The sequence below is a fragment of the Micromonospora sp. M61 genome (genome assembly GCF_018070245.1).
Lineage (GTDB): Bacteria > Actinomycetota > Actinomycetes > Mycobacteriales > Micromonosporaceae > Micromonospora > Micromonospora zamorensis.
Map to the genome: position 1 here is coordinate 62,617 of NZ_JAGPYA010000030.1, position 20,501 is coordinate 83,117.

The 20,501-nt window shown below is 72.9% G+C and carries 13 protein-coding genes; 10 read left to right on the forward strand and 3 right to left on the reverse strand.

Annotated features, from left to right (window positions below; genetic code table 11):
* The first annotated feature begins 94 nt into the window (after window positions 1-94).
* Together lgt and KBX34_RS18790 are read left to right on the forward strand one after the other, a co-directional pair.
* Window positions 95-1,297, forward strand: coding sequence for a prolipoprotein diacylglyceryl transferase (gene lgt, locus KBX34_RS18785; RefSeq protein ID WP_210926060.1), 1,203 nt, complete (start codon window positions 95-97; stop codon window positions 1,295-1,297).
* A 15-nt stretch (window positions 1,298-1,312) separates the two neighbouring features.
* Window positions 1,313-2,500, forward strand: a complete 1,188-nt coding sequence (locus tag KBX34_RS18790; RefSeq protein ID WP_210926062.1) for an NAD(P)/FAD-dependent oxidoreductase — start codon at window positions 1,313-1,315, stop codon at window positions 2,498-2,500.
* Window positions 2,501-2,510: 10 nt separating this feature from the next.
* Here the strand turns inward: KBX34_RS18790 and KBX34_RS18795 are convergent, their stop codons facing one another.
* Complete coding sequence (locus KBX34_RS18795) at window positions 2,511-3,356, reverse strand: GNAT family N-acetyltransferase (RefSeq protein WP_210926064.1); 846 nt, start codon at window positions 3,354-3,356, stop codon at window positions 2,511-2,513.
* 203 nt (window positions 3,357-3,559) lie between these two features.
* Here KBX34_RS18795 and gltB point away from each other — a divergent pair, with 203 nt between their 5' ends.
* The 3 genes from gltB (at window position 3,560) to KBX34_RS18810 (ending at window position 10,390) form a co-directional block, all read left to right on the forward strand.
* Window positions 3,560-8,206 carry a glutamate synthase large subunit gene (gltB, locus tag KBX34_RS18800; protein ID WP_210926080.1) on the forward strand — a complete coding sequence of 1,549 codons (4,647 nt, stop codon included), beginning with the start codon at window positions 3,560-3,562 and terminating at the stop codon, window positions 8,204-8,206.
* Window positions 8,199-9,734 (forward strand): glutamate synthase subunit beta, encoded by a 1,536-nt coding sequence (locus tag KBX34_RS18805; RefSeq protein ID WP_210926066.1) that lies wholly within the window; start codon window positions 8,199-8,201, stop codon window positions 9,732-9,734. Before gltB ends, KBX34_RS18805 begins: the two co-directional genes overlap by 8 nt.
* 161 nt (window positions 9,735-9,895) lie before the next feature.
* A complete protein-coding gene (locus tag KBX34_RS18810; RefSeq protein ID WP_210926068.1) occupies window positions 9,896-10,390 on the forward strand; it encodes a hypothetical protein in 495 nt (164 codons plus the stop codon).
* Window positions 10,391-10,536: 146 nt separating this feature from the next.
* On the opposite strand, the gene KBX34_RS18815 is transcribed toward KBX34_RS18810, so the two are convergent.
* Window positions 10,537-12,087: a M1 family metallopeptidase gene (locus KBX34_RS18815; protein WP_247671968.1), complete on the reverse strand. Its 1,551-nt coding sequence runs from the start codon at window positions 12,085-12,087 to the stop codon at window positions 10,537-10,539.
* A gap of 183 nt (window positions 12,088-12,270) precedes the next feature.
* On the opposite strand from KBX34_RS18815, the gene KBX34_RS18820 reads away from it, so the two are divergent.
* The 4 genes from KBX34_RS18820 to KBX34_RS33700 all read left to right on the forward strand — a co-directional run bounded on the left by KBX34_RS18820 (window position 12,271) and on the right by KBX34_RS33700 (window position 19,454).
* The gene (locus KBX34_RS18820; RefSeq protein WP_141910495.1) at window positions 12,271-13,068 is read left to right on the forward strand and encodes an SGNH/GDSL hydrolase family protein; all 798 of its coding nucleotides are present in this window, start codon (window positions 12,271-12,273) and stop codon (window positions 13,066-13,068) included.
* A 127-nt stretch (window positions 13,069-13,195) separates the two neighbouring features.
* Window positions 13,196-15,892 carry a hypothetical protein gene (locus KBX34_RS18825; protein ID WP_307871428.1) on the forward strand — a complete coding sequence of 899 codons (2,697 nt, stop codon included), beginning with the start codon at window positions 13,196-13,198 and terminating at the stop codon, window positions 15,890-15,892.
* A 98-nt stretch (window positions 15,893-15,990) separates the two neighbouring features.
* Window positions 15,991-18,522, forward strand: a complete 2,532-nt coding sequence (locus KBX34_RS18830) for an FtsK/SpoIIIE domain-containing protein (RefSeq protein WP_210926072.1) — start codon at window positions 15,991-15,993, stop codon at window positions 18,520-18,522.
* 2 nt (window positions 18,523-18,524) lie between these two features.
* Entirely contained in the window at window positions 18,525-19,454 is a 930-nt protein-coding gene (locus KBX34_RS33700) for a hypothetical protein (protein WP_307871429.1), read from the forward strand.
* Window positions 19,455-19,497: 43 nt separating this feature from the next.
* On the opposite strand, the gene KBX34_RS18840 is transcribed toward KBX34_RS33700, so the two are convergent.
* A complete protein-coding gene (locus tag KBX34_RS18840) occupies window positions 19,498-20,055 on the reverse strand; it encodes a hypothetical protein (protein ID WP_210926074.1) in 558 nt (185 codons plus the stop codon).
* Window positions 20,056-20,158: 103 nt separating this feature from the next.
* On the opposite strand from KBX34_RS18840, the gene KBX34_RS33705 reads away from it, so the two are divergent.
* Window positions 20,159-20,314 (forward strand): GntR family transcriptional regulator, encoded by a 156-nt coding sequence (locus tag KBX34_RS33705; RefSeq protein WP_374223698.1) that lies wholly within the window; start codon window positions 20,159-20,161, stop codon window positions 20,312-20,314.
* Window positions 20,315-20,501: the final 187 nt, after the last annotated feature.

The window sequence follows — 20,501 nt, forward strand, 5'->3', positions numbered from 1 at the left end:
AGCGTACGGGGGTGCAAACCAGAAGTCACCGGGATGCGCACTCCAGCGGCCCGGGGTGCCGCTGCGGGGGTGTGCAGCGGTAGCGTGTGCACCCGTGACCCTCGCCTCGCTGTCCCCCCAGGCGGCCCTGCCCAGCCCCAGCACCGCGGTCTGGCAGCTCGGGCCGGTGCCGATCCGGGCCTACGCGCTCTGCATCATCGCCGGCATCGTGCTGGCCTGCTGGGTGACGGAGCGCCGGCTGCGGCAGCGCGGCGTCGCGCCCGGTGCCGTGCTCGACATCGCCGTCTGGGCGGTGCCGGCGGGCATCATCGGCGCCCGCATCTACCACGTGATCACCTCACCGGAGAAATACTTCGGCGCCGGTGGTGAGCCGATGAAGGCATTCGCCATCTGGGAGGGCGGTCTCGGCATCTGGGGCGCCGTCGCCGGTGGCGCGCTCGGCGCCTTCATCGCGGCCCGACAGCTCGGCATCCCGTTCGGGGTGGTGGCCGACGCGTTGGCACCCGGGCTGCCGCTGGCCCAGGCGGTCGGCCGGCTCGGCAACTGGTTCAACAACGAGCTGTTCGGTGGCCGTACCACCCTGCCGTGGGGTCTGGAGATCCACCGGATGGACCCGGACAACCCGGGGCACGCACTGCGCGACGACGCCGGGCAGCCGATCCTCGAACCGGGCCTCTACCAGCCGACCTTCCTCTATGAGGCGCTGTGGAACCTCGGCGTGGTCGCGTTGGTCCTCATCCTCGACCGCCGGCTCAAGCTGGGCCGGGGCCGGGCGTTCGCGCTCTACGTGATGGGCTACACCGCCGGCCGCTTCTGGATCGAGCTGATGCGCACCGACGAGGCCAACCAGATCCTCGGCGTACGGCTCAACGTCTGGACCGCCGCGCTGGTCTTCCTCGGCGGGTTGATCTACTTCGTCCGGGTGCGTGGCCCCCAGGAATTCCTGATCCCGATCGGCGCGGCGGCGACGCCGACCACGCCCCCCACGTCCGACCTGTCCCAGGTGGACCTCTCCGAGCGGGAGAACCCAGCGCAGGCCGCCGCCCCGGAGGGCTACCGGGTGGTCAGCGAGGAGCAGTACGCCGCCTGGCAGGACACCGGCGTCGTGCCGCCCGAGCCGACCGCCGGCGAGGACGTCCGGCCCGGTGGCGCCGAGCCGCTGGGTGACGAGTCGCGTGTCGATGAGGCAACCGTCGACAGCCCGTCGACCGACGAGGACCCGGCGGACGACCCGTCGGCCACCCGTACCGACCGGGCCGACGCCACTGGCGCACGGCCCGCCGACCGGGACAGCTGAGCGGGGGCGGCACCGATGCGAAGCGCGGTGGTGGTCGGCGCAGGGGTCGGTGGCCTCGCGATGGCCGGCGCGCTGGCCCGCTCCGGCTGGCAGGTGACCCTGCTGGAGCGCGCCGAACGGGTCCGTCCCGAGCCGACCGCCGTGGTGCTCTGGCCCAACGGCGTCCGCGCGCTGCAGGCCCTCGGTCTCGGCGCGGGCCTGGCTGCCATCGCCACGCCGCTGCCCGACGGTGGGGTCCGTCGCCCCGACGGGCACTGGCTCGTGCAGCCCCGGCCCATTCCCGCCGACCGGATGCCGGTGGTGGTGCACCGCGAGGATCTGCACGACGCGCTGATCGCCGGCCTCGGTGAGCGGGTCGAGCTGCGGACCGGTGTGACGGTGCGCCACGTCCGGGTCGAGCCCGGTGAGCGGCCGGCGGTCAGCGACGGCCGGCAGACCATCGAGGTCGACCTGGTGGTCGCCGCCGACGGCACGGACAGCGGCATCCGCCGCCAACTCGCCCCCGAATCCCGGGTGGTCAGCTCGGGCTGTGCTGCCTGGCGGGCCGTCATTCCCTGGTACCAGGCCCCTCGGCTACCCGACGACCAGCCACTCGCCGGCGAGATCCTGGGCGCCGGCTACCGGTTCGTGGCCGCGTCGCTGGGCGAGCGCGGCTCGTCCGGCGGGTCCACCCGGGGCGGCATCTACTGGGTGGCCACCGCCGCCGGCGCACCCCGCCCGGAACCACCGGAGACCCAGCTCGCCCTGTTGCGCCGCTGGTACGCGGGCTGGCCCGACCCGATCGGGGCACTGCTCGACGCCACCGACCCGGCCGACCTGGTCCAGCAGGAGGTCCGCGAGCTGCGACCGCTGCCCCGCGCGTACGGCTTTCCGTCCGGGCCGGGCGGCGTCGTGCTGCTCGGCGACGCGGCGCACGCCATGCCGCCGCACCTCGGGCAGGGCGCCTGCCTCGCGTTCGAGGACGCCGCCACCCTGGCCTCTCTGCTGCGGGAAGCCCGGCTGCCCGACGCCGTTCAGGCGTACGACCGGATTCGCCGCCCGCGGGCCGCGACAGTGGTCCGGCAGACCCGACGGATGTCGGCGGTGCTCCAGGCTCGGGGCCGGTTGGCGTTGCGAGCCCGGGACGCCGCGCTGGGCACGATCAACTCGCGACTGCTCTCCAGCGCCGCTGCCTCCGCGGCCCAGTGGCGCCCTCCAACCTGACCCACCCCGGTCAGGGGATCAGGGCGACCGGTTCGGCGATGCAGGCGGTGCCGATGCGGCGGAAGCCGACCCGCAGGTAGACCCGGGCGATCTCGTTGCTGCCAGCGGAGAGGAAGACCAGGTCGGTGCCGGCGGCGACGAGCTCCCGGGCCAGGGTCGCGGTGAGCGCGGCGCCCAGCCCGCGGCGGCGGGCGGCGGGCAGGGTGGCCACCCCGGCGATCTCGGCGACGTCGCCGACGCGCATGGCCATGCCGCTGGCCAGCGCACCGTCGGTGGGCGTGCCGGCCAGCGCGGAAATCCGTCGACCGTCGGCGATCCGGGAACGCTCCTCGTCGAGCGCGGCCAGTTCGAGTTCGGTGACGGCGGCGTCCCGCTCGGCCGGGCCGGCCTCGCCGGGCGCGGTGCCGGCGGCGGCGAATGACACCGCTGCCACCGCACGCCGCGCGGCGACATCGGCGGCGAAGCCGGGGGAGTCGGCGGCCAGCACCCGCACCGCCACGTCGGACAGCGTCGCCGGGTCGGGCAGCGCGGCGGGGTCGAGCACCATCAGCGGCGCCTCCAGCACGTGCAGCCCCGCCGAGCGGGCCACCGCCAGCAGCTCGGGGCTCGTCTCGTGCACCCACTCGAAGGCTTCCGGCAGGCCCAGCTTCCGCTGCCGCTCGCGGACCGAGGTCACGTCGGCCAGCGACGGCGGCTGGGTGGCGTCGATCCGGGGGCGGGCGTAGAACGGCCAGCCGGCGCCATCGCGGACGAACAGCACCAAACCGCCGTGCTCCTCCGCACCGGCGACGTCGCGGGGCACCGCGTCGTAGAAGCGTTCCAACCGGTCGAAGACGTCCTTGTGTAGCTGATCCACCGCGCGAGACTACACGTCCCAGCCTGTGGACGGTGTGATCAATCTCAGGTGGCCCTGCGACCCCGGCCCTAACGTAGACTCAATAGACCCCGGGCCGACGTCGTCCCCACCATGATCCAACCTGAGTGACGACAGGAGGCCCGGTGGCTCAGCCGTACGCGGACAAGATTCAGCCGTATCCGCACAGCCCGCAGGCGTCCCCGATGCCCGGCTCCCGCCCGCCCGCGCAGGGCCTCTACGACCCGGCGCAGGAGCACGACGCCTGCGGGGTGGCCTTCGTGGCGGACCTGCACGGCCGGCGTTCGCACGCGGTCGTCGCCAACGGGCTCGGTGCCCTCTGTCGACTGGACCATCGCGGCGCTCGCGGTGCCGAGCCGAACACCGGCGACGGCGCCGGCATCATGATCCAGGTCCCCGACACCTTCCTGCGCGCGGTGGCCGACGTCGCGCTTCCCCCGGCGGGCGAGTACGCCACCGGGCTGGTCTTCCTCCCCGACGACGACGCCGCCGAGGCGCGTGCCCGGCGGGTGATCGAAAAGTACGCACTGGTCGAGGGAGCCGACCTGCTCGGCTGGCGGGACGTGCCGATCGACCCGAGTGAGCTTGGTGAGACGGCCCTGGCGGCGATGCCCCGGGTCCGGCAGCTCTTCCTGGCCGCGCGCCGGCTCACCGGCTCGCCAGAGGGGCCGGCCGGTTCACCGCTGCGCGGCATCGACCTGGACCGGGTGGCGTTCAGCCTGCGCAAACAGGCCGAGCGGGAGACCGCCGAGCGGGGCGTGCCGGCATACTTCCCGTCGCTGTCCAGCCGCACCATGGTCTACAAGGGAATGCTGACGCCCGACCAGTTGCCGGCCTTCTACCCGGACCTGCGCGACGAGCGGATCGACAGCGCGATCGCGCTGGTGCACTCCCGCTTCTCCACGAACACCTTCCCGTCCTGGCCGTTGGCGCACCCGTACCGGTTCATCGCCCACAACGGCGAGATCAACACGATCCGTGGCAACCGCAACTGGATGCAGGCCCGCGAGGCGCTCCTGCGCTCGCCGAACGTGCCGGGCAACATCCGGCGGGTCTTCCCGGTGTGCACGCCCGGCGCCTCCGACTCGGCGAACTTCGACGAGGTCCTGGAGCTGCTGCACCTGGCCGGACGGAGCCTGCCGCACGCGGTGCTCATGATGATCCCCGAGGCGTGGGAGAACGACCCCGGCATGGAGCCGGCCAAGCGCGCCTTCTACCGCTTCCACGCGAGCCTGATGGAGCCGTGGGACGGTCCCGCGTCGGTGGCCTTCACCGATGGCGAGATCGTCGGCGCGGTCCTGGACCGCAACGGGTTGCGCCCGGGGCGCTGGTGGCAGACCGACGACGGGCTCGTGGTGCTCGGTTCCGAGGCGGGCGTGCTCGACCTCGACCCGGCCCACGTGGTCGCGAAGGGGCGACTCCAGCCGGGCAAGATGTTCCTGGTCGACACCGTCGCGGGTCGCATCGTGCACGACGAGGAGATCAAGTCCGAGCTGGCCGCCGCCCAGCCGTACGGCGAGTGGCTGCACGCCGGGCTGATCGAGCTGGGCGACCTGCCGCCCCGCGAGCACACCGTCTACACCCACGACTCGGTGCGCCGCCGGCAGCAGACCTTCGGTTACACGGAGGAGGAGCTGAAGATCCTGCTCGGGCCGATGGCCCGCACCGGCGCCGAGCCGCTCGGTTCGATGGGCACGGACACGCCGATCTCGCCGTTGTCGACCCGGCCGCGGCTGCTCTACGACTACTTCCACCAGCTCTTCGCCCAGGTCACCAACCCGCCACTGGACGCCATCCGCGAGGAGCTGGTGACCAGTCTGGCGTCGACGATCGGGCCGGAGGGCAACCTGCTCGACCCGGGCGCGGCGAGCTGCCGCCAGATCGTGCTGCCGCACCCGATCATCGACAACGACGAGCTGGCGAAGATCCTCTCCATCGACGAGGACGGCGACCTGCCCGGCTTCAAGGCGGTCCGGGTGTCCGGGCTGTACCGCATCCGGGAGGGCGCGGCCGGGATCAAGGCACGGCTGACCGAGATCTGCCGGCACGTCTCCGAGGCCATCGAGGACGGCGTCCGCATCCTGGTGCTCTCCGACCGGGACTCCAACGCCGACCTCGCGCCGATCCCGTCGCTGCTGCTCACCGCCGCCGTGCACCAGCACCTGGTGCGGGAGCAGACCCGCACCCAGGCGGCCTTGATCGTGGAGTCCGGCGACTGCCGGGAGGTGCACCACGCGGCGGTCCTGATCGGCTACGGCGCCGCGGCGGTCAACCCGTACCTGGCGTTCGAGTCCGTCGAGGACATGATCGCCACCGGCGCCCTGGCCGGCGTCGAGCCGGCAGCCGCGGTCCGTAACTACGCCAAGGCGCTCGGCAAGGGCGTCCTGAAGATCATGTCGAAGATGGGCATCTCGACGGTCTCCTCGTACTGCGGGGCGCAGGTCTTCGAGGCGGTCGGCCTGGACACCCGGCTGGTCGAGCGCTACTTCCGGGGCACCCCCAGCCGGATCGGCGGGGTGAACCTCGCGGGCGTGCATGCCGAGGTGGCCGCCCGGCACGCGCTGGCCTGGCCCCCGGCGGGTTCCGCCGCCTCCGACCGGTTGGAGGTCGGCGGCGAATACCAGTGGCGCCGCGAGGGTGAGCTGCACCTGTTCAACCCGGAGACGGTCTTCCTGTTGCAGCACGCCACCCGCAGCCGGCAGTACGACGTCTTCCGGGAGTACACCGCGAAGGTCGACGCGCTCGCCGCGCAGGCCGGGTCGCTGCGTGGACTGTTCACCCTGCGCACCGGGCTCCGCCCGGCGGTGCCGATCGACGAGGTCGAGCCGGCCAGCGAGATCGTCAAGCGGTTCGCCACCGGCGCCATGTCGTACGGGTCGATCTCCGCGGAGGCGCACGAGACGCTCGCCATCGCGATGAACCGTCTCGGCGGCAAGTCCAACACCGGTGAGGGCGGCGAGGACGTCGATCGCCTGCACGACCCGGCCCGCCGTTCGGCGGTCAAGCAGATCGCCAGCGGCCGGTTCGGTGTGACCAGCGAATATCTGGTCAACGCGGACGACCTCCAGATCAAGATGGCCCAGGGCGCCAAGCCGGGCGAGGGCGGTCAACTGCCCGGCAACAAGGTCTGGCCGTGGATCGCCCGTACCCGGCACGCGACTCCGGGCGTCGGTCTGATCTCCCCGCCGCCGCACCACGACATCTACTCCATTGAGGACCTCGCCCAGCTCGTGCACGACCTGAAGTGCGTCAACCCGACCGCGCGGGTGCACGTCAAGCTGGTCAGCGAGGTCGGCGTCGGCACCGTCGCCGCCGGGGTGGCGAAGCTCAAGGCCGACGTCATCCTGATCTCCGGCCACGACGGGGGCACTGGCGCCTCCCCGATGAACTCGCTCAAGCACGCGGGCACCCCGTGGGAGCTGGGGCTTGCCGAGGCCCAACAGACGCTGCTGCTCAACAAGCTGCGCGACCGGGTCACCGTGCAGGTCGACGGTCAGCTCAAGACCGGCCGCGACGTGCTGATCGCGGCGCTGCTCGGCGCGGAGGAGTTCGGCTTCGCGACCGCGCCGCTGATCGTCGCCGGTTGCGTGATGATGCGGGTCTGCCACCTGGACACCTGCCCGGTCGGCATCGCCACGCAGAACCCGGTGCTGCGCGAGCGCTTCACCGGCACCCCGGAGTTCGTGGAGAACTTCTTCCTCTTCCTCGCCGAGGAGGTCCGGGGATACCTGGCCGAGCTGGGTTTCCGGTCCATCGAGGAGGCGATCGGGCAGTCCGAGCTGCTCGACGTGGCCCCGGCGCTGACGCACTGGAAGGCGCACGGGTTGGACCTGGCGCCCGTCCTGCATCTGCCGGAGCTGCCCGCCGGCGCGGCCCGACGGGGGATTCGGGCACAGGATCACGGCCTGGAGCTCTCCCTGGACAACGAGCTGATCGCGCTCGCGCAGCCCGCCCTGTCCGCGGGTGCGCCGGTACGTGTCGAGGTGGCGGTCCGCAACGAGCACCGCAGCGTCGGCGCGATGCTCGGCGGTGAGGTGACGCGCCGCTTCGGCGGTGCCGGCCTTCCGGACGACACCATCGAGTTCGTGCTGCACGGCACGGCCGGGCAGTCGTTCGGCGCGTTCCTGCCGCGCGGGGTGACCCTGCGGCTGCACGGCGACGCCAACGACTACGTGGCCAAGGGCCTCTCCGGTGGGCGGATCATCGTCCGTCCGGACGCCGCGGCGCCGTTCCTCGACCCGGACGCCGAGCCGGGGCAGCGAGCCGAGGATCAGATCATCGCCGGCAACACCATCCTGTACGGGGCCACGGCGGGTGAGGTCTTCCTGCGTGGCCGGGTGGGGGAGCGGTTCGCGGTGCGCAACTCCGGTGCGGTCGCCGTGGTCGAGGGGGTTGGCGACCACGGCTGCGAGTACATGACCGGCGGCACTGTCGTGGTGCTCGGCGCGACCGGCCGTAACTTCGCGGCCGGCATGTCCGGCGGCACGGCGTTCGTGCACCACCTGGACCGCGCACGGGTCAACACGGAGCTCGTCGACCTGGCGCAACTGGGCGAGCAGGAGCAGTCGTTGCTGCACGAGCTGGTCCAGCGGCATGTGGCCGAGACCGGGTCGGCGGTCGCCGAGGAGCTGCTCAAGCGCTGGCCGGAGGCGGTGGCCGAGTTCACCGCCGTGGTGCCCCGCGACTACCGCCGGGTGCTGGAGATCATGAAGGCCGCCGAAGCCGCCGGCCGCAACGTCGACGACGCGGTGATGAGCGCGCTCAGCGCGCCGTCCGCCGCGCCGGTGCCGCCCGCCCCGCGGGTGGCTGCCCAGGAGGTGGCTCGTGCCTGACCCGAACGGTTTCCTGCGCTACGACCGGCGACTGCCGGCCCGCCGCCCGGTGCCGGTGCGGATCAGCGACTGGCGCGAGGTGTACCCACCGGCCGGCGAGGAACTGGTCCGCGAGCAGGCCACCCGATGCATGGACTGCGGCATCCCGTTCTGCCACGACGGCTGCCCGCTGGGCAACCGCATCCCGGACTGGAACGACCTGGTGCGGACCGGCAACTGGGACGCCGCAGTCGAGTCGCTGCACGCCACCAACAACTTCCCGGAGTTCACCGGCCGGCTCTGCCCGGCGCCCTGCGAGGCGGCCTGCGTCCTCGGCATCTCCGGCGGCCAGCCGGTGACCATCAAGCAGGTCGAGGTGGAGATCGCCAACGCCGCCGCAGCACGCGGTTTCACCCCTCGCGCGGTGCCGGCGCCGTCCGGTCGGTCGGTCGCCGTCGTCGGCTCCGGGCCCGCCGGCCTCGCCGCCGCCCAGCAACTGGCCCGCGCCGGTCACGCGGTGACGGTGTACGAGCGTGACGACGCGATCGGTGGCCTGCTCCGGTACGGCATCCCCGACTTCAAGCTGGAGAAGCGGCACATCGATGCCCGCCTGGCCCAGCTCGTCGCCGAGGGGGTGCGCTTCCGCACCGGCGTGAACGTCGGGGTGGACGTCACCGCCGAGCAGTTGCGCGCCGAACACGACGCGGTGCTGCTGGCCTGCGGCGCGTTGCAGGGGCGGGACACTCCGGAGACCCCGGGGCGGGCGCTTCGGGGCGTACACCAGGCGATGGCGCACCTGGTCGCGGCGAATCGCGCGGTCGCCACCGCGGCCACCGACCAGCCTGGCGTCGCGGCCACGGGTGAGGCCCGGCCGGCGCGTGCGCTGCTGCCGGACGGCAGCCCGATCGACGCGGCCGGCAAGCACGTGGTGATCATCGGTGGTGGTGACACCGCGGCTGACTGCCTCGGCGTCGCGCACCGGCAGGGCGCCGCGGGCGTGCACCAGCTCGACCTGTACCCGCAGCCGCCCCAGGAGCGCGACGAGGCACGGGACCCGTGGCCGACGTGGCCGTGGATCCTGCGCAGCTACCCGGCGCACGAGGAGGGTGGCGAGCGGGTCTTCGCCGTTGCGGTGCAGGAGTTCGTGGACGACGGCACCGGGCAGGTGCGGGCGGTGCGGATCGCCGAGGTGACAGTGGAGAAGCGCGACGGTCGACGGGTCGTGACAGTGGTGCCGGGTTCCGAGCGGGAGCTGCCGGCAGATCTGGTGCTGTTGGCGATCGGCTTCGAGGGCACCGAGCAGCAGCCGTTGCTGGCCCAGTTAGGTGTGACCCGTAATCCCCGGGGCGCGGTCGACGCCCGCGACGACTGGCAGACCGACGCCGACGGGGTGTTCGTGGCCGGTGACATGCACCGGGGTGCCTCGCTGATCGTCTGGGCCATCGCCGAGGGGCGTGCGGCGGCTGCCGCCATCCACGAGCACCTCGGTGGTGTCGGTACGTTGCCGGCCCCGGTCGGCCCGGCCGCGCAGGCCCTCGCCGCTCGCTGACCGGGCGTCACCAGGCGGTCCACGGAGGTCCGGTCGGTGCGGCAGTCCCTGCCCACCGGCCGGACCTCACCGTCGGGCGGCGCGTCGCTGAGACAGCGGTCACCCCCCGATGGCCCGCGCACGGGACAGGACGACACGAAGATCATCGTTACGCTGCGATCATGGACATCGAGGAGCGGCTACGACGGACCCGTCGGTGGCTGTGGATCGTGCTGATCGGGCTCTTCCTGAGCGGTGCCACCGCATTTCCGCTGGAGATCGAGGTGCGCTGGCTGCTGCGCGCACTGGACCCGCTCTCCGACCAACTGCCCGCCCTGGTCGCCTGGATCGAGCGGGTGCACACCGGCCTCGTGACGGCCGGTGAGGACTACCCGTTCCTGCTCTACGGCACCGACTGGCTGGCGTTCGCCCATCTGGTGCTGGCGGTGGCGTTCTGGGGGCCGCTGCGGGACCCGGTGCGCAACGTGTGGGTGGTGCAGGTCGGCATGATCGCCTGCGCGGGGATCGTGCCGCTGGCGCTGATCTGCGGGCCCATCCGGGACATCCCCTGGTTCTGGACGCTCATCGACCTGTCCTTCGCGGTCGGGGCGTTCCCTCCGCTCTGGTTCGCCTACCGGCACATCCGTGCCGTGGAAGTGAGCACGGCCCGCCCCTGACGCCGTCGATCATGGAGTTGTGGTGCCGGAAGAACCACCCGTTTCGGGCCGAAGTTGGCACCACAACTCCATGATCGACAAAAGTCGGCGGGCGTGCCGCGAGCGCCCGCGCTCACGTGCGGGCGCTCGCGGTCCACACCGGATGCCTAGTGCGACAGCAGGTGGTGCGACTCGCGGATCTTGGCCCAGGACTTCGGCTCCGTCGGTGGGGCCGCCTTGCGTGCGGCGGTGGCCACGTCGGGCCGGCCGGCGGTGAACAGCCAGGTGGTGAACAGGTCGTCCAGGTCCAGCCCGGAGATCCGTTCCGCCAGTGCCTGGAACTGCTCGATGGTGCCGTTGCCGTACCGGTGCTCGCTGGTCCAGGCCGGCAGGATCTCGAAGAACGCGTCGTCGCCGACGGCCAGCCGCAACTGGTGCAACGTCATCGCGCCGCGGTCGTAGACGGCGTTGTCGAAGACCCGGGCGGCACCGGGGTCACCGGGCAGCACCTGCCAGAACTCGTCGTCAGCCGGGTAGCTGGCGTAGGTGAAGTCGAACACCTCCTGCGCGGTGCCCTCACCCTGCTCCTCCGACCAGAGCCACTCGGCGTACGAGGCGAAGCCCTCGTTGAGCCAGATGTTGCGCCACTCGGCCACCGAGACCGAGTCACCGAACCACTGGTGGGCGTTCTCGTGCGCCACCACGTACGTGTTGGCGCCGCGCCGCCAGAAGCCCGGCCCGTACACCGGTCGGGTCTGGGTCTCCAGTGCGAAGCCGATGCCGTCGATCGGCCCGGCCACGCCACCCTGCGCCTCGAACGGGTACGGCCCGAAGATCCCGCTCTCCCAGTCGACGATCTCGGCGGTCCGCTCGATGCTGGCCCTCGCGGCCGGCCCGAGCGCGCCCAGCGAGGTGCTGTATGCGTTGACCACCGGCTGGCCGCCCGGCGTGGTGTCGGTGACGATGTCGTACTGGCCGATTGCCATGAAGGCCAGGTAGGTGGCGGTGGGTGAGGTGGTCCGCCAGATCCACCGGGTGCGGTTGCCGGCCTCGGCCACCGGTGGCCTCGGCTGCACGCCGTTGCTGATCACCTCGACGCCGGTGGGCACCGACACCGAGATGTCGAAGGTGGCCTTGTCCAGGGGGTGGTCGTTGCTCGGGAACCACCACCAGGCCGACTCGGGCTCGTTGACGGCGAGGGCGCCGTCGTCGGTGCGCGTCCAGCCGGTGTAGCCGCCGACCAGGGTTTCCGACGGGATGCCGTTGTAGCGCACCACGATGGTGAGCTGCTGTCCCCGGGTCACCGTGCGGGCCGGGGTGACCACCAGCTCGTGTGCGCCCGCAGTGCTGGTGGTCGCCGCCCAACCGTTGACCCGCACCGACTCGACGTCGAGCAGGAAGTCGAGATTGAACGCCGACAGGTCCTGGGTGGCGGTGGCGAGGATGGTGGTGGTGCCGGTGAGCAGGTCGGTGGCCGGGTCGTAGCGCAGCCGGACGTCGTAGTGCTCGACGTCGTAGCCGCCGTTGCCGTAGTCGGGGAAGTAGGTGTCGCCCAGGCCGGCCGCACCGGGTTGCGGCGCGGCGGTGACGATCGGCCGACCCCAGCCCGTCGGGGCGGCCTGGCCGGGGGTGCCGGCGAGCATGGTGCCGGCGGTGGTGAGGGTCAGGGCGGCGGTGGCCGCCGTGAGTGCTCGTCGCACGAGGTGGACTCCCTCCATCGGGTGTTCGCCACGTCAACCTAATCGACAGAAGTGAACGTCGCAGACCCGCCGCGCGGCGTCGTCCACCTATTCCATTGATGGAGATGTTTCGATAGCATTACCGGCTAGTAACAAAAGACCCAACCTGGCCACGCGCGCGGTCGCAGGATCCCACCACCCCCTGTTCTGTGGAGGTCCGTCATGCCCCACCGTCCACTCGCCCGCGCCCTGGCCGCACTGGTCGCCCTCTGCGCCGCCGCCCTCGGCGCCGTGCTCGTTCCCGGCACCGCGCAGGCCGCCGCCGTCAACTACGTCGCGCTCGGCGACTCGTACTCCTCCGGCGTCGGCGCCGGCCCGTACGACTCGTCCGGCTGCCTGCGCAGCCAGAAGTCGTACGCCCCGCTCTGGGCGGCCGCCCACGGCGTGACCAGCTTCAACTTCCGGGCCTGTGGCGGTGCGGTCACCGCCGACGTGCTCAACGACCAGGTCAGCGCGCTCAGCGCCAGCACCACCCTGGTCACCATCACCATCGGCGGCAACGACGCCGGCTTCGTCAACGTCATCACCAGTTGCCGGTTCGGCAGCACCTCGTCCTGCACCAACGCCGTCAACACCGCGAAGACCTTCGCCACCACGACCCTGCCCGCCCGGCTGGACGCCACCTACACGGCCATCCGCAACCGCGCACCCAACGCCCGGCTGATCGTCCTCGGCTATCCGCGGCTGTTCGAGACGACCTCCTGCGGATGGTTGGCGATGAGCACCTACAAGCGCACCATCCTCAACGAGGCCGCCGACGTGCTCGCCTCGGTCACGGCTGGCCGGGCCAGCGCGGCCGGCGCCACCTTCGCCGACACCCGACGCACCTTCGCCGGGCACGGCGTCTGCGCCGGCGACCCGTGGATCAACGACATCTCCGGGATCATCGAGGCGTACCACCCGGACGCCGACGGCTACCGCTACGGATACCTGCCCGCGCTCAACGCCATCACCGGCTAGAGCGAAACGGCACCGCACCGCCAGAACCCACCGGCCGGTGGCCGAGCGTCCCCTGTGGGCACTCGGCCGTCGGCCGGCCCCGCGTCTGTACCCGATGCGTCACACTGGGTGGAATCGGAGGTGACGCGTGCGACGGTCCGAGGTGCCCAAGCAGGAGTTGATCGGCCAGCGGCAGGCGGCAGCCGGCCGCGAGCGACTGCCGGCTGGCGGGCTGGAGTTCTTCGCGCTGCTCGCACGGCTGCTGCGGCGACCCCGTCGCGGCGACCGTCGGCTGCCGCTGCTCTGGCTGGTCCGCTCCGACACGGCGGATCTGATGGTGCAGCTGCGCCGCTTCCTCGGTCAGGGCGCCCGGCGGCGGGTGCCGCACGCCGTGTTGGACGCCGACGCGCCACCGGGCGCCGGGGACGTGCCGGCGCTGCTGCGCGAACTGCACCGGCAGCTCTCCCTGGAGGCGTTCGGCGCCGCCCGGCTGCGCTTCCGGCACTACCCGCTCGCCGACTGGCTGATGCACCAGAGCCTCAGCTTCGGCATCGACGCCGACGACAGCCGCGCGGCCCTGGTCCGACGGTTGCGCGACCGCCGGGGCCCGCGTACGCCCGAGGCGTTGCCCAGCGGCGGTGACGCGGTCAGCATCGTCTCGCAGGTGCTGCTGTGGGTGGTCCGCCGCGCCGTGCCGGGGGTGGTCTTCCGGGCCGCCGTCTCCGGCCGGGTGCCGGTGCTCGGGCGGCACTACAACTGGTTCATGCGCCAGCAGTACCTGGCGCCCCGGCAGTCGGTCACCTTCCTCGGCTTCGCCGAACGCCTGACCGCCGGGTGGCGCGACGGCGAGCAACCCGACCAGGTCAACAAGCTTCTGCTGCACGCGTTTTTGGAGGACCTGCGGCAGGCGTACCGGCGTCGACCGTGGCGCCCGTCGGACTGGCGGCGCACCGCGTACCCGGCGCTGCTGATCGATCACGTCGCCCCCGGCAACGTCGGTGGCGAACTGGTCCGCCTGATCGGCGACGTCCGCACCGAGACGGGCCGCAACGACCCGCTGCTCATCGTGGTGTCCGGCGGGCAACCACCGCCGGAACTTCCCGAGCCGCACCCGCTGACCGAGGCCGACGAGGCGTACGACGAGTGGGCCGAGGCGCTGCCGGAGATGCGGCGGCTGCGCCGCAAGGCCGCCTGGCTGGTGGCGTTGCGCCCCGACGACTCCGACACCGGCCCGCCGCCGCGTGGCGGCATGCGACCGTTCTCCGCGCCCGACCCGCCCTGGTGGTCGCGGCGCTTCCTGCCGGCAGCGCTGTGCCTGGTGCTGGTGGCGGCGCTCGGAGTGTGGGCCGGCAGCCGGTGGGCGCCGGGCTGCCACCCGTCGCTGACCGGCGGTCGGGTCTCGGTCGAGGTGGTCGCCAACGGCGAGTGTGTCGGCTACAGCGACAGCGCCGCCCAGGTGTTCAACAACGACCCCGGTCAGGAGGGTCTGCGAAAGATCCAGCAGCGCATCTTCGCGCAGAACCGCGCCGCCGAGGAGGTCTGGCAGCGCAGCGACCAGCGCCGGCCCTTCCTGACCCTGGTCTACCTGGGCACCCTGACCGGCAACCCGACCCGCGCCGACGAGGAGTCCTACGTCTCCGAGCGCGAGGAGCTCGAAGGCATGGCCACCGCCCAGTACGCGTTGCTGAAGGAGTCGGCCGGCGCCGACGGCGCCGCGCTGCTGCGGATCGTGGTGGCCAACGGCGGCAAGCAGATGATCTACGCCGACCGGGCCGTGTCGATGCTGGCCGAGCTGGCCTCGGACGACCCCACGGTGGTCGGGGTGGTCGGCCTGGTGGAGAGCCGGACGAGCACCGCCCGAGCGCTGCGCGAGCTGAACAAGGTCGGGCTGCCGGTGCTGGCACCCACGCTCTCCGCCGACCGGATGGACGCCAACTCCCGCCTCTACCTGCAGATCTCCGCGCCCAACACGGATCAGGTGGAGATGGTCGACGCGTACGCCCAACAGGTGCTGAAGGTCGGCGAGGCGCACGTCTACTACACGACGTTGGAGAGCAGCTCGCTCACCGAGGACCTCTACGTGGGCACCCTCGTCGACGGGCTGCGGCAGCGGTTCGGCGCCCGCATGACGCGCCTCGACGCGTGGAGCACCGGTGAGCGGCTGACCGACGAGTGCGGCTATCCCGGCCTGCTCTTCTACGCGGGCCGCTGGACGGAGTTCGACGGTTTCCTGCGGGCGCTGCGCGAGTGCGGGGGCAACCCACCCCGGCACCTCGTCGCCGACGACTCGGTCAACCGCTACATGGCCAACCCCGGGCTGCGCGCCGCGGCCCCCGGCAACCTGCCGGTCACGTACGTCTCCAAGGCATCCCTGGCCACCTGCGCGGCGCTGCGGGCCGCCGAGGAGCGCCGCGACGACGCCCGGGCCAGATTCCTGTCCATGATCCGGGCCGACGACCTGCTGGACCCGCCGCGTTGCCGGCCGGACTCCGGGCATCAGGTCGGCGAGCGGGTCAGCCTCGCCTACGACGCGGCGATGATGATGATCCGGGCGGTGGAGAGCCTCGCCGCCCGGCTGCTCCACGCCGACCAGCTACAACGGTGGGAGCCGACGTCGGTCAACCCGGTCGCCGTGCACGCGGAGGTGCTCCGGCAGAACGCCGGCCAGGGCTACCCGGGGGTGGCCGGGCTGATCCGGTTCACGCCCGACTCGGGCGAGCCGGTCGACAAACGGCTTGCCCTGCTGCGGGTGGAGCAGGTGCCGCAGGTGGCGACGGCGCCGGTGGAGGTGTTCCGCTGTGGGCTGGCCGACGCGCCCGACCCCGTGCCGTGCGGCCCTGCCTGACGGGTCCGGCGTGACACGTCCTCGCAGGACTGTCCGGGTGCCACCGCTGTCCGTTAGGGTTCCTGGGACCAGGCGGCCGTCGGCGTTGGGGGCAGAGGGTGGGCAGGCTCGCGTCGGCGTACGGGCAGGCGATCAACTCCCACCGGGCGGCCCGAGCGCACCTCGACGCCGCCCGGAACGCGCTCGGCACCGCACCGGCCGCCGTTGCCCCGGTCGGCGTCGACGCGCTGGTGACCCGCCTCGCCCGCCTCGGCGGCGCCCTGGCCACCCCCGCTCCGGGCGCCACGCCGTTGACCGACGAGCCGGCGGCCGTCCGGATCGGCGAGGCGTCCATCTCGGACGTTGGCTTCCCAGTGCTGGTTCCCCTCGGCGGTGGGCACCACCTGGCCCTGGACACCGACGCCCGCGATCCCCGGGTCGCCGGGCTGCTGCGGGCACTGGTGCTGCGGCTGGTCGCCACCGCACCGCCCGGTCAGGTCCGGGTCGCCGGCATCGACACCGCGGCGCTCGGCGCCACCTTCGGCCCGTTGCGTCCCCTGCTCGACGCGGGGGTGCTCGACCCGCCAGCCACCAGCGAGGCCGAGGTCGCCGCGCTGCTCGATGCCGCCGAGCAGCATGCCCGCGCCGCCCAGCACGGTCAGCCCGCCGACCGGCACCTCCTGGTGGTGGTCGCCACCGCCGCGCCACCGCCGCGTGAGCTGGCCCGGCTCGCCGCGCTCACCCACGCCGGCCCGGCCGCCGCCGTCTGCGTGCTGCTCACCGGCCACCCGTCCCGGGTGCCCGGCGAAACCGCGCCGCCGCTGGGTGGCACCACCGCGATCCGGCTCCACCAGGGGTACGCGCAGGTCGGCGACCCGCCCGGCATCCCGTTCAGCGCCGACGGCAGCGGGCTCGCCGCACCCGTGGTGCTCGACGGTGACCCGCCGGCCGCCTCGGTACGCGCGCTCGCCGAGCACCTCGGCGCCGCCACCCGCCGCGCCGACGCGCTGCCCTTCACCGACCTGCTGCCCGAGCGGCGCTGGGCCGAGTCGGCCGGCAACGGTCTGCGGACGGTGATCGGCCGGGCCGGCTCCGCCCCCCTGACGCTCGCCTTCGACGACGCCACCCCGCACTGGCTGGTCGGGGGGCGCACCGGCGCGGGCAAGACCGTCTTCCTCCTCGACGTCCTCTACGGGCTGGCCGCCCGCTACTCCCCGGCGGAGTTGCAGCTCTACCTGCTCGACTTCAAGGAGGGCGTGAGCTTCACCGAGTTCGTGCCCACCGGTCGGGACCCGTCCTGGCTGCCGCACGCCCGTGCCGTCGGCATCGAATCCGACCGTGAGTACGGCCTCGCCGTCCTGCGGGAGCTGCGCCGCGAGGCGCAACGCCGGGCCGGCGCGCTGAAGCGCCACGGCGTCACGAAGCTCGCCGACCTGCCACGGGACAGCCCGCTGCCCCGCATCGTGGCGGTCATCGACGAGTTCCACGTGCTGCTCGCCGGCAACGACGCGCTGGCCCGCGAATCCGTGGACCTGCTGGAGGAGTTGGCCCGCAAGGGCCGCTCGTACGGCATCCACCTGGTGCTGGCAAGCCAGAGCATGACCGGCATCGAGGCCCTCTACGGGCGGGCCGAGGCGATCTTCGGCCAGTTCGCGTTGCGGGTGGCGCTGCCCGGCGGCGGCGGGGTGCTCGATCAGCTCAACGACGCCGCCGCGGCCCTGCCGGTCGGCTCCGCCGTGGTCAACACCGCCGCCGGTGCGGTCGGCGCCGACACCGTGCTGCGCTTCCCCGACGCGCACGCCGCCGCCGCGGACCTCGCCGCGTTGCGCCACGAGCTGTGGCAGGCCCGCCCGCCGGGCTCGCGGGCACCGGCGGTCTTCAAGGGGTACGAGGTCGCACGGGTCGAGGACGACCCCACCTTCGCCGGGTTGCGTCCCGGTGGTCGGCGCCCGATGGCCCTGGTCGGCCGGACCGTCGACGTGCACGGCACCACCGCCCTCTTCCTGATGGACACCACCCCCGGCCGGCACCTCGCCGTGGTGGGCACCGCACCGACCGGCGCGGACGTGCTGCGCGCCGCGACGCTGAGCCTGGCCCGCCAGCACGCCCCCGGCGACGCCCGGTTCCAGTTGGTCTCCCTCGTCACCGTCGCCGACCCGGTCGCCGACGACACCGAAGCGGTCCTGCGCGCCGCCGGCCACCCGGTGCACCGCCTCGACGCCGCCGGGCTGCGCGACCGGGTCACCACGTTGGCCGCCGAGCCCGCCGGCCGCGAATACCTGGTGGTCTTCGGCATGGACGCCGCCGCGCCGGTGTTCGGGGCGACCGACCCGGGCACGTTCCGCTCCGGCCTGGACGACCTGCGCACACTGCTGCGCCAGGGCCCCGGGCAGGGGGTGCACCTGCTCGGTTGGTGGCGAGGGTTGCGCCGGCTCGCCGACGACCTCGGCGGCACCCAGAACCGCGACGACGTCGCCTGTCTGGTCGCCCTCAACGTGCCCGGGGCCGAGCTGGCCCTGCACCTCGGGACGCACGACCTGACCTACACGCCCCGCGCCGACCGGGCGCTGCTGATCGACCGGCACGACCAGCGCACCCGGCTGATCGTCCCGTTCGTCGGCGACGGGCACGACCCGGACGGGGAGCGGTGACAGTGTCCTTCGAGGAGTACGCGGCGCTGGCCCGACAACTCGCCGAGCAGCGCCGGGCCGGTGAACAGCACGCCGCCACCGAGTCCGCGCGCCGCCGTGACCTGCACGCCGCCGTCGACTACCTCCAGCAGAGACTGACCGCACAGGGGCACCGCCTCGACCAACTCGGCCGATCGATCCGAGTCGACCAGCCACCCGCAGGCTCTGCCCCGGGGAGTCCGGCCGAAGCCGCCGGCTGGCCGGGCCCACCGTCCGGCTCCGGGTCGGCCCTCGGCTCCGGGTTCGGCGCTGGTCCGGTCACCGCTGCCGGGTCGGGCCCTTCGTCCGCTGCCGGGTCCGGCCCTTCCACCGCACCCCCCGGAGCGGGGGACGGGGGATCCGACGGCGCAGCCGGCGTGCCGGGGCGGGCGGGGGTCGGGGCGTACCCCGAGCTGCCGGCTGGGGAGGCGCGGCTGGCGCTGCCGACTGCGGTGAGCCCGGCGGGCGTCGGGGTGCCAGCGCAACGCGCGGCGGCGGTCGACCCGGCGGTGGAGCTGGAGTTGGCCCGGCGGATGGCCGACGAGGCCGACCGGCACGGACAGCAGGCGGAGCTTCTGGCCCAGCGGCCGGCGCTCCTGCCGACGTGGTCGCCGCTGGCGCGGGCGGTCGCGATCTACGCCGCGTCCGGTGCTGCCGCCGGGGTGCTCGTGCTGGCCCTGGTGCTGGCGTCTGGCGTCGGCATGGTCGACGGGTTCACGCTCGGCGCGTGGATCTGCGCGGGGCTGCCGGCGGTGGCGTTCTTCGGCGGGTACCTGGTGCTGGGCAGGTGGGGGCGGCCCGCGATGGTCACCGGCACCCCGCCGCGTTATCTGCCGCTCGGGTTCCTGATCTGTTTTCTGCTGGTGCCGATGGCCTACTGCGCCTACCTGCTGCTGGTCCGTGGCCTGCGCTGATCCCCGCCGCGATCCCACCCGGCTCGACCTTGAGGTCGCCGGTCTACTCCGCGTGATAGGTGAGGAGCCCGCTGTCGCTGAATCTCTGCTCGGTGCCGCTGTTGGAGAGGCCAAAGACGCGACAGGTGCGGCCGCCGGCCGGTTGGCCCGCGGACGCTTCCGTGTAGGACCAGACCTGACCCACCTGCGCCTTGAACGTACGACTGGTCCGCGCTGGCACGTCGAGCGCCTTGTGTGGCTCGCAATCGTCGTCGAAGAGCCACAGCACGAACGGCTCGCTGCTCGCCGAGGCGGTGCCGCGGACCGGGTCGCCCCACCGGTCGGCGGGGATGTCCCGGTGGAAGTACGCCACGGCTTCCTCGCCCTTGGTCTGCGCGATGCAGGCCCGGGCGAGTTGTGCCCGTGATTCCGCGGTCGCCGTGGGCGCGGGCGGTGTCGAGGAAGACGACCGGGAACTGTTGAGGATGCCCCACCTGTCACCGGTGGGGTGGGCAGCGACGAGCACGAGGGCCAGAACTGCCGCGAGCCCGCCCGACAGCGCGATGGCCCTGGTCCGGCGACGACGGCCGGTAGCGGTGGCGGGGTCCCCTTGAGATGCCACGTCGCGTCACTCCTCCAGCGGCACGGACCGGACCGTTCACTTGGCTGCCGGCAGCAGAGTCTATGGCGCTCCCCGCCCCGGCACTGTCCCGCAAAGGCGGTCCGTGCCGCGTCTACCGCTGGTCGGTCGCGCCTGCCTGCTGCTCAAGACGCAGCATGGCGTTTCGACGACCGTCGTGCGGCGGGCCATCCTGGTCCTCCAGACCCAGGGCTGGGTGCAGGGCGTCCACGGGCTCGGCGTGTTCGTCGCCGACCGCTGAGCGGCCATTGGCACCGATTCCCGAGCGCTGCCGTAGATCTTGGACACTTTCCGTCTGCTCGGCGGGCTCAACTGGTGGTTGCAACACCTAGGAGCTGGGTCATCTTCTCACCTGGGGTGGCCCAGCCCAGGGTCATGCGGGGGCGGTCGTTGAGTTCGTCGGCGACGTGGTCGAGGCCGGCCTGGTC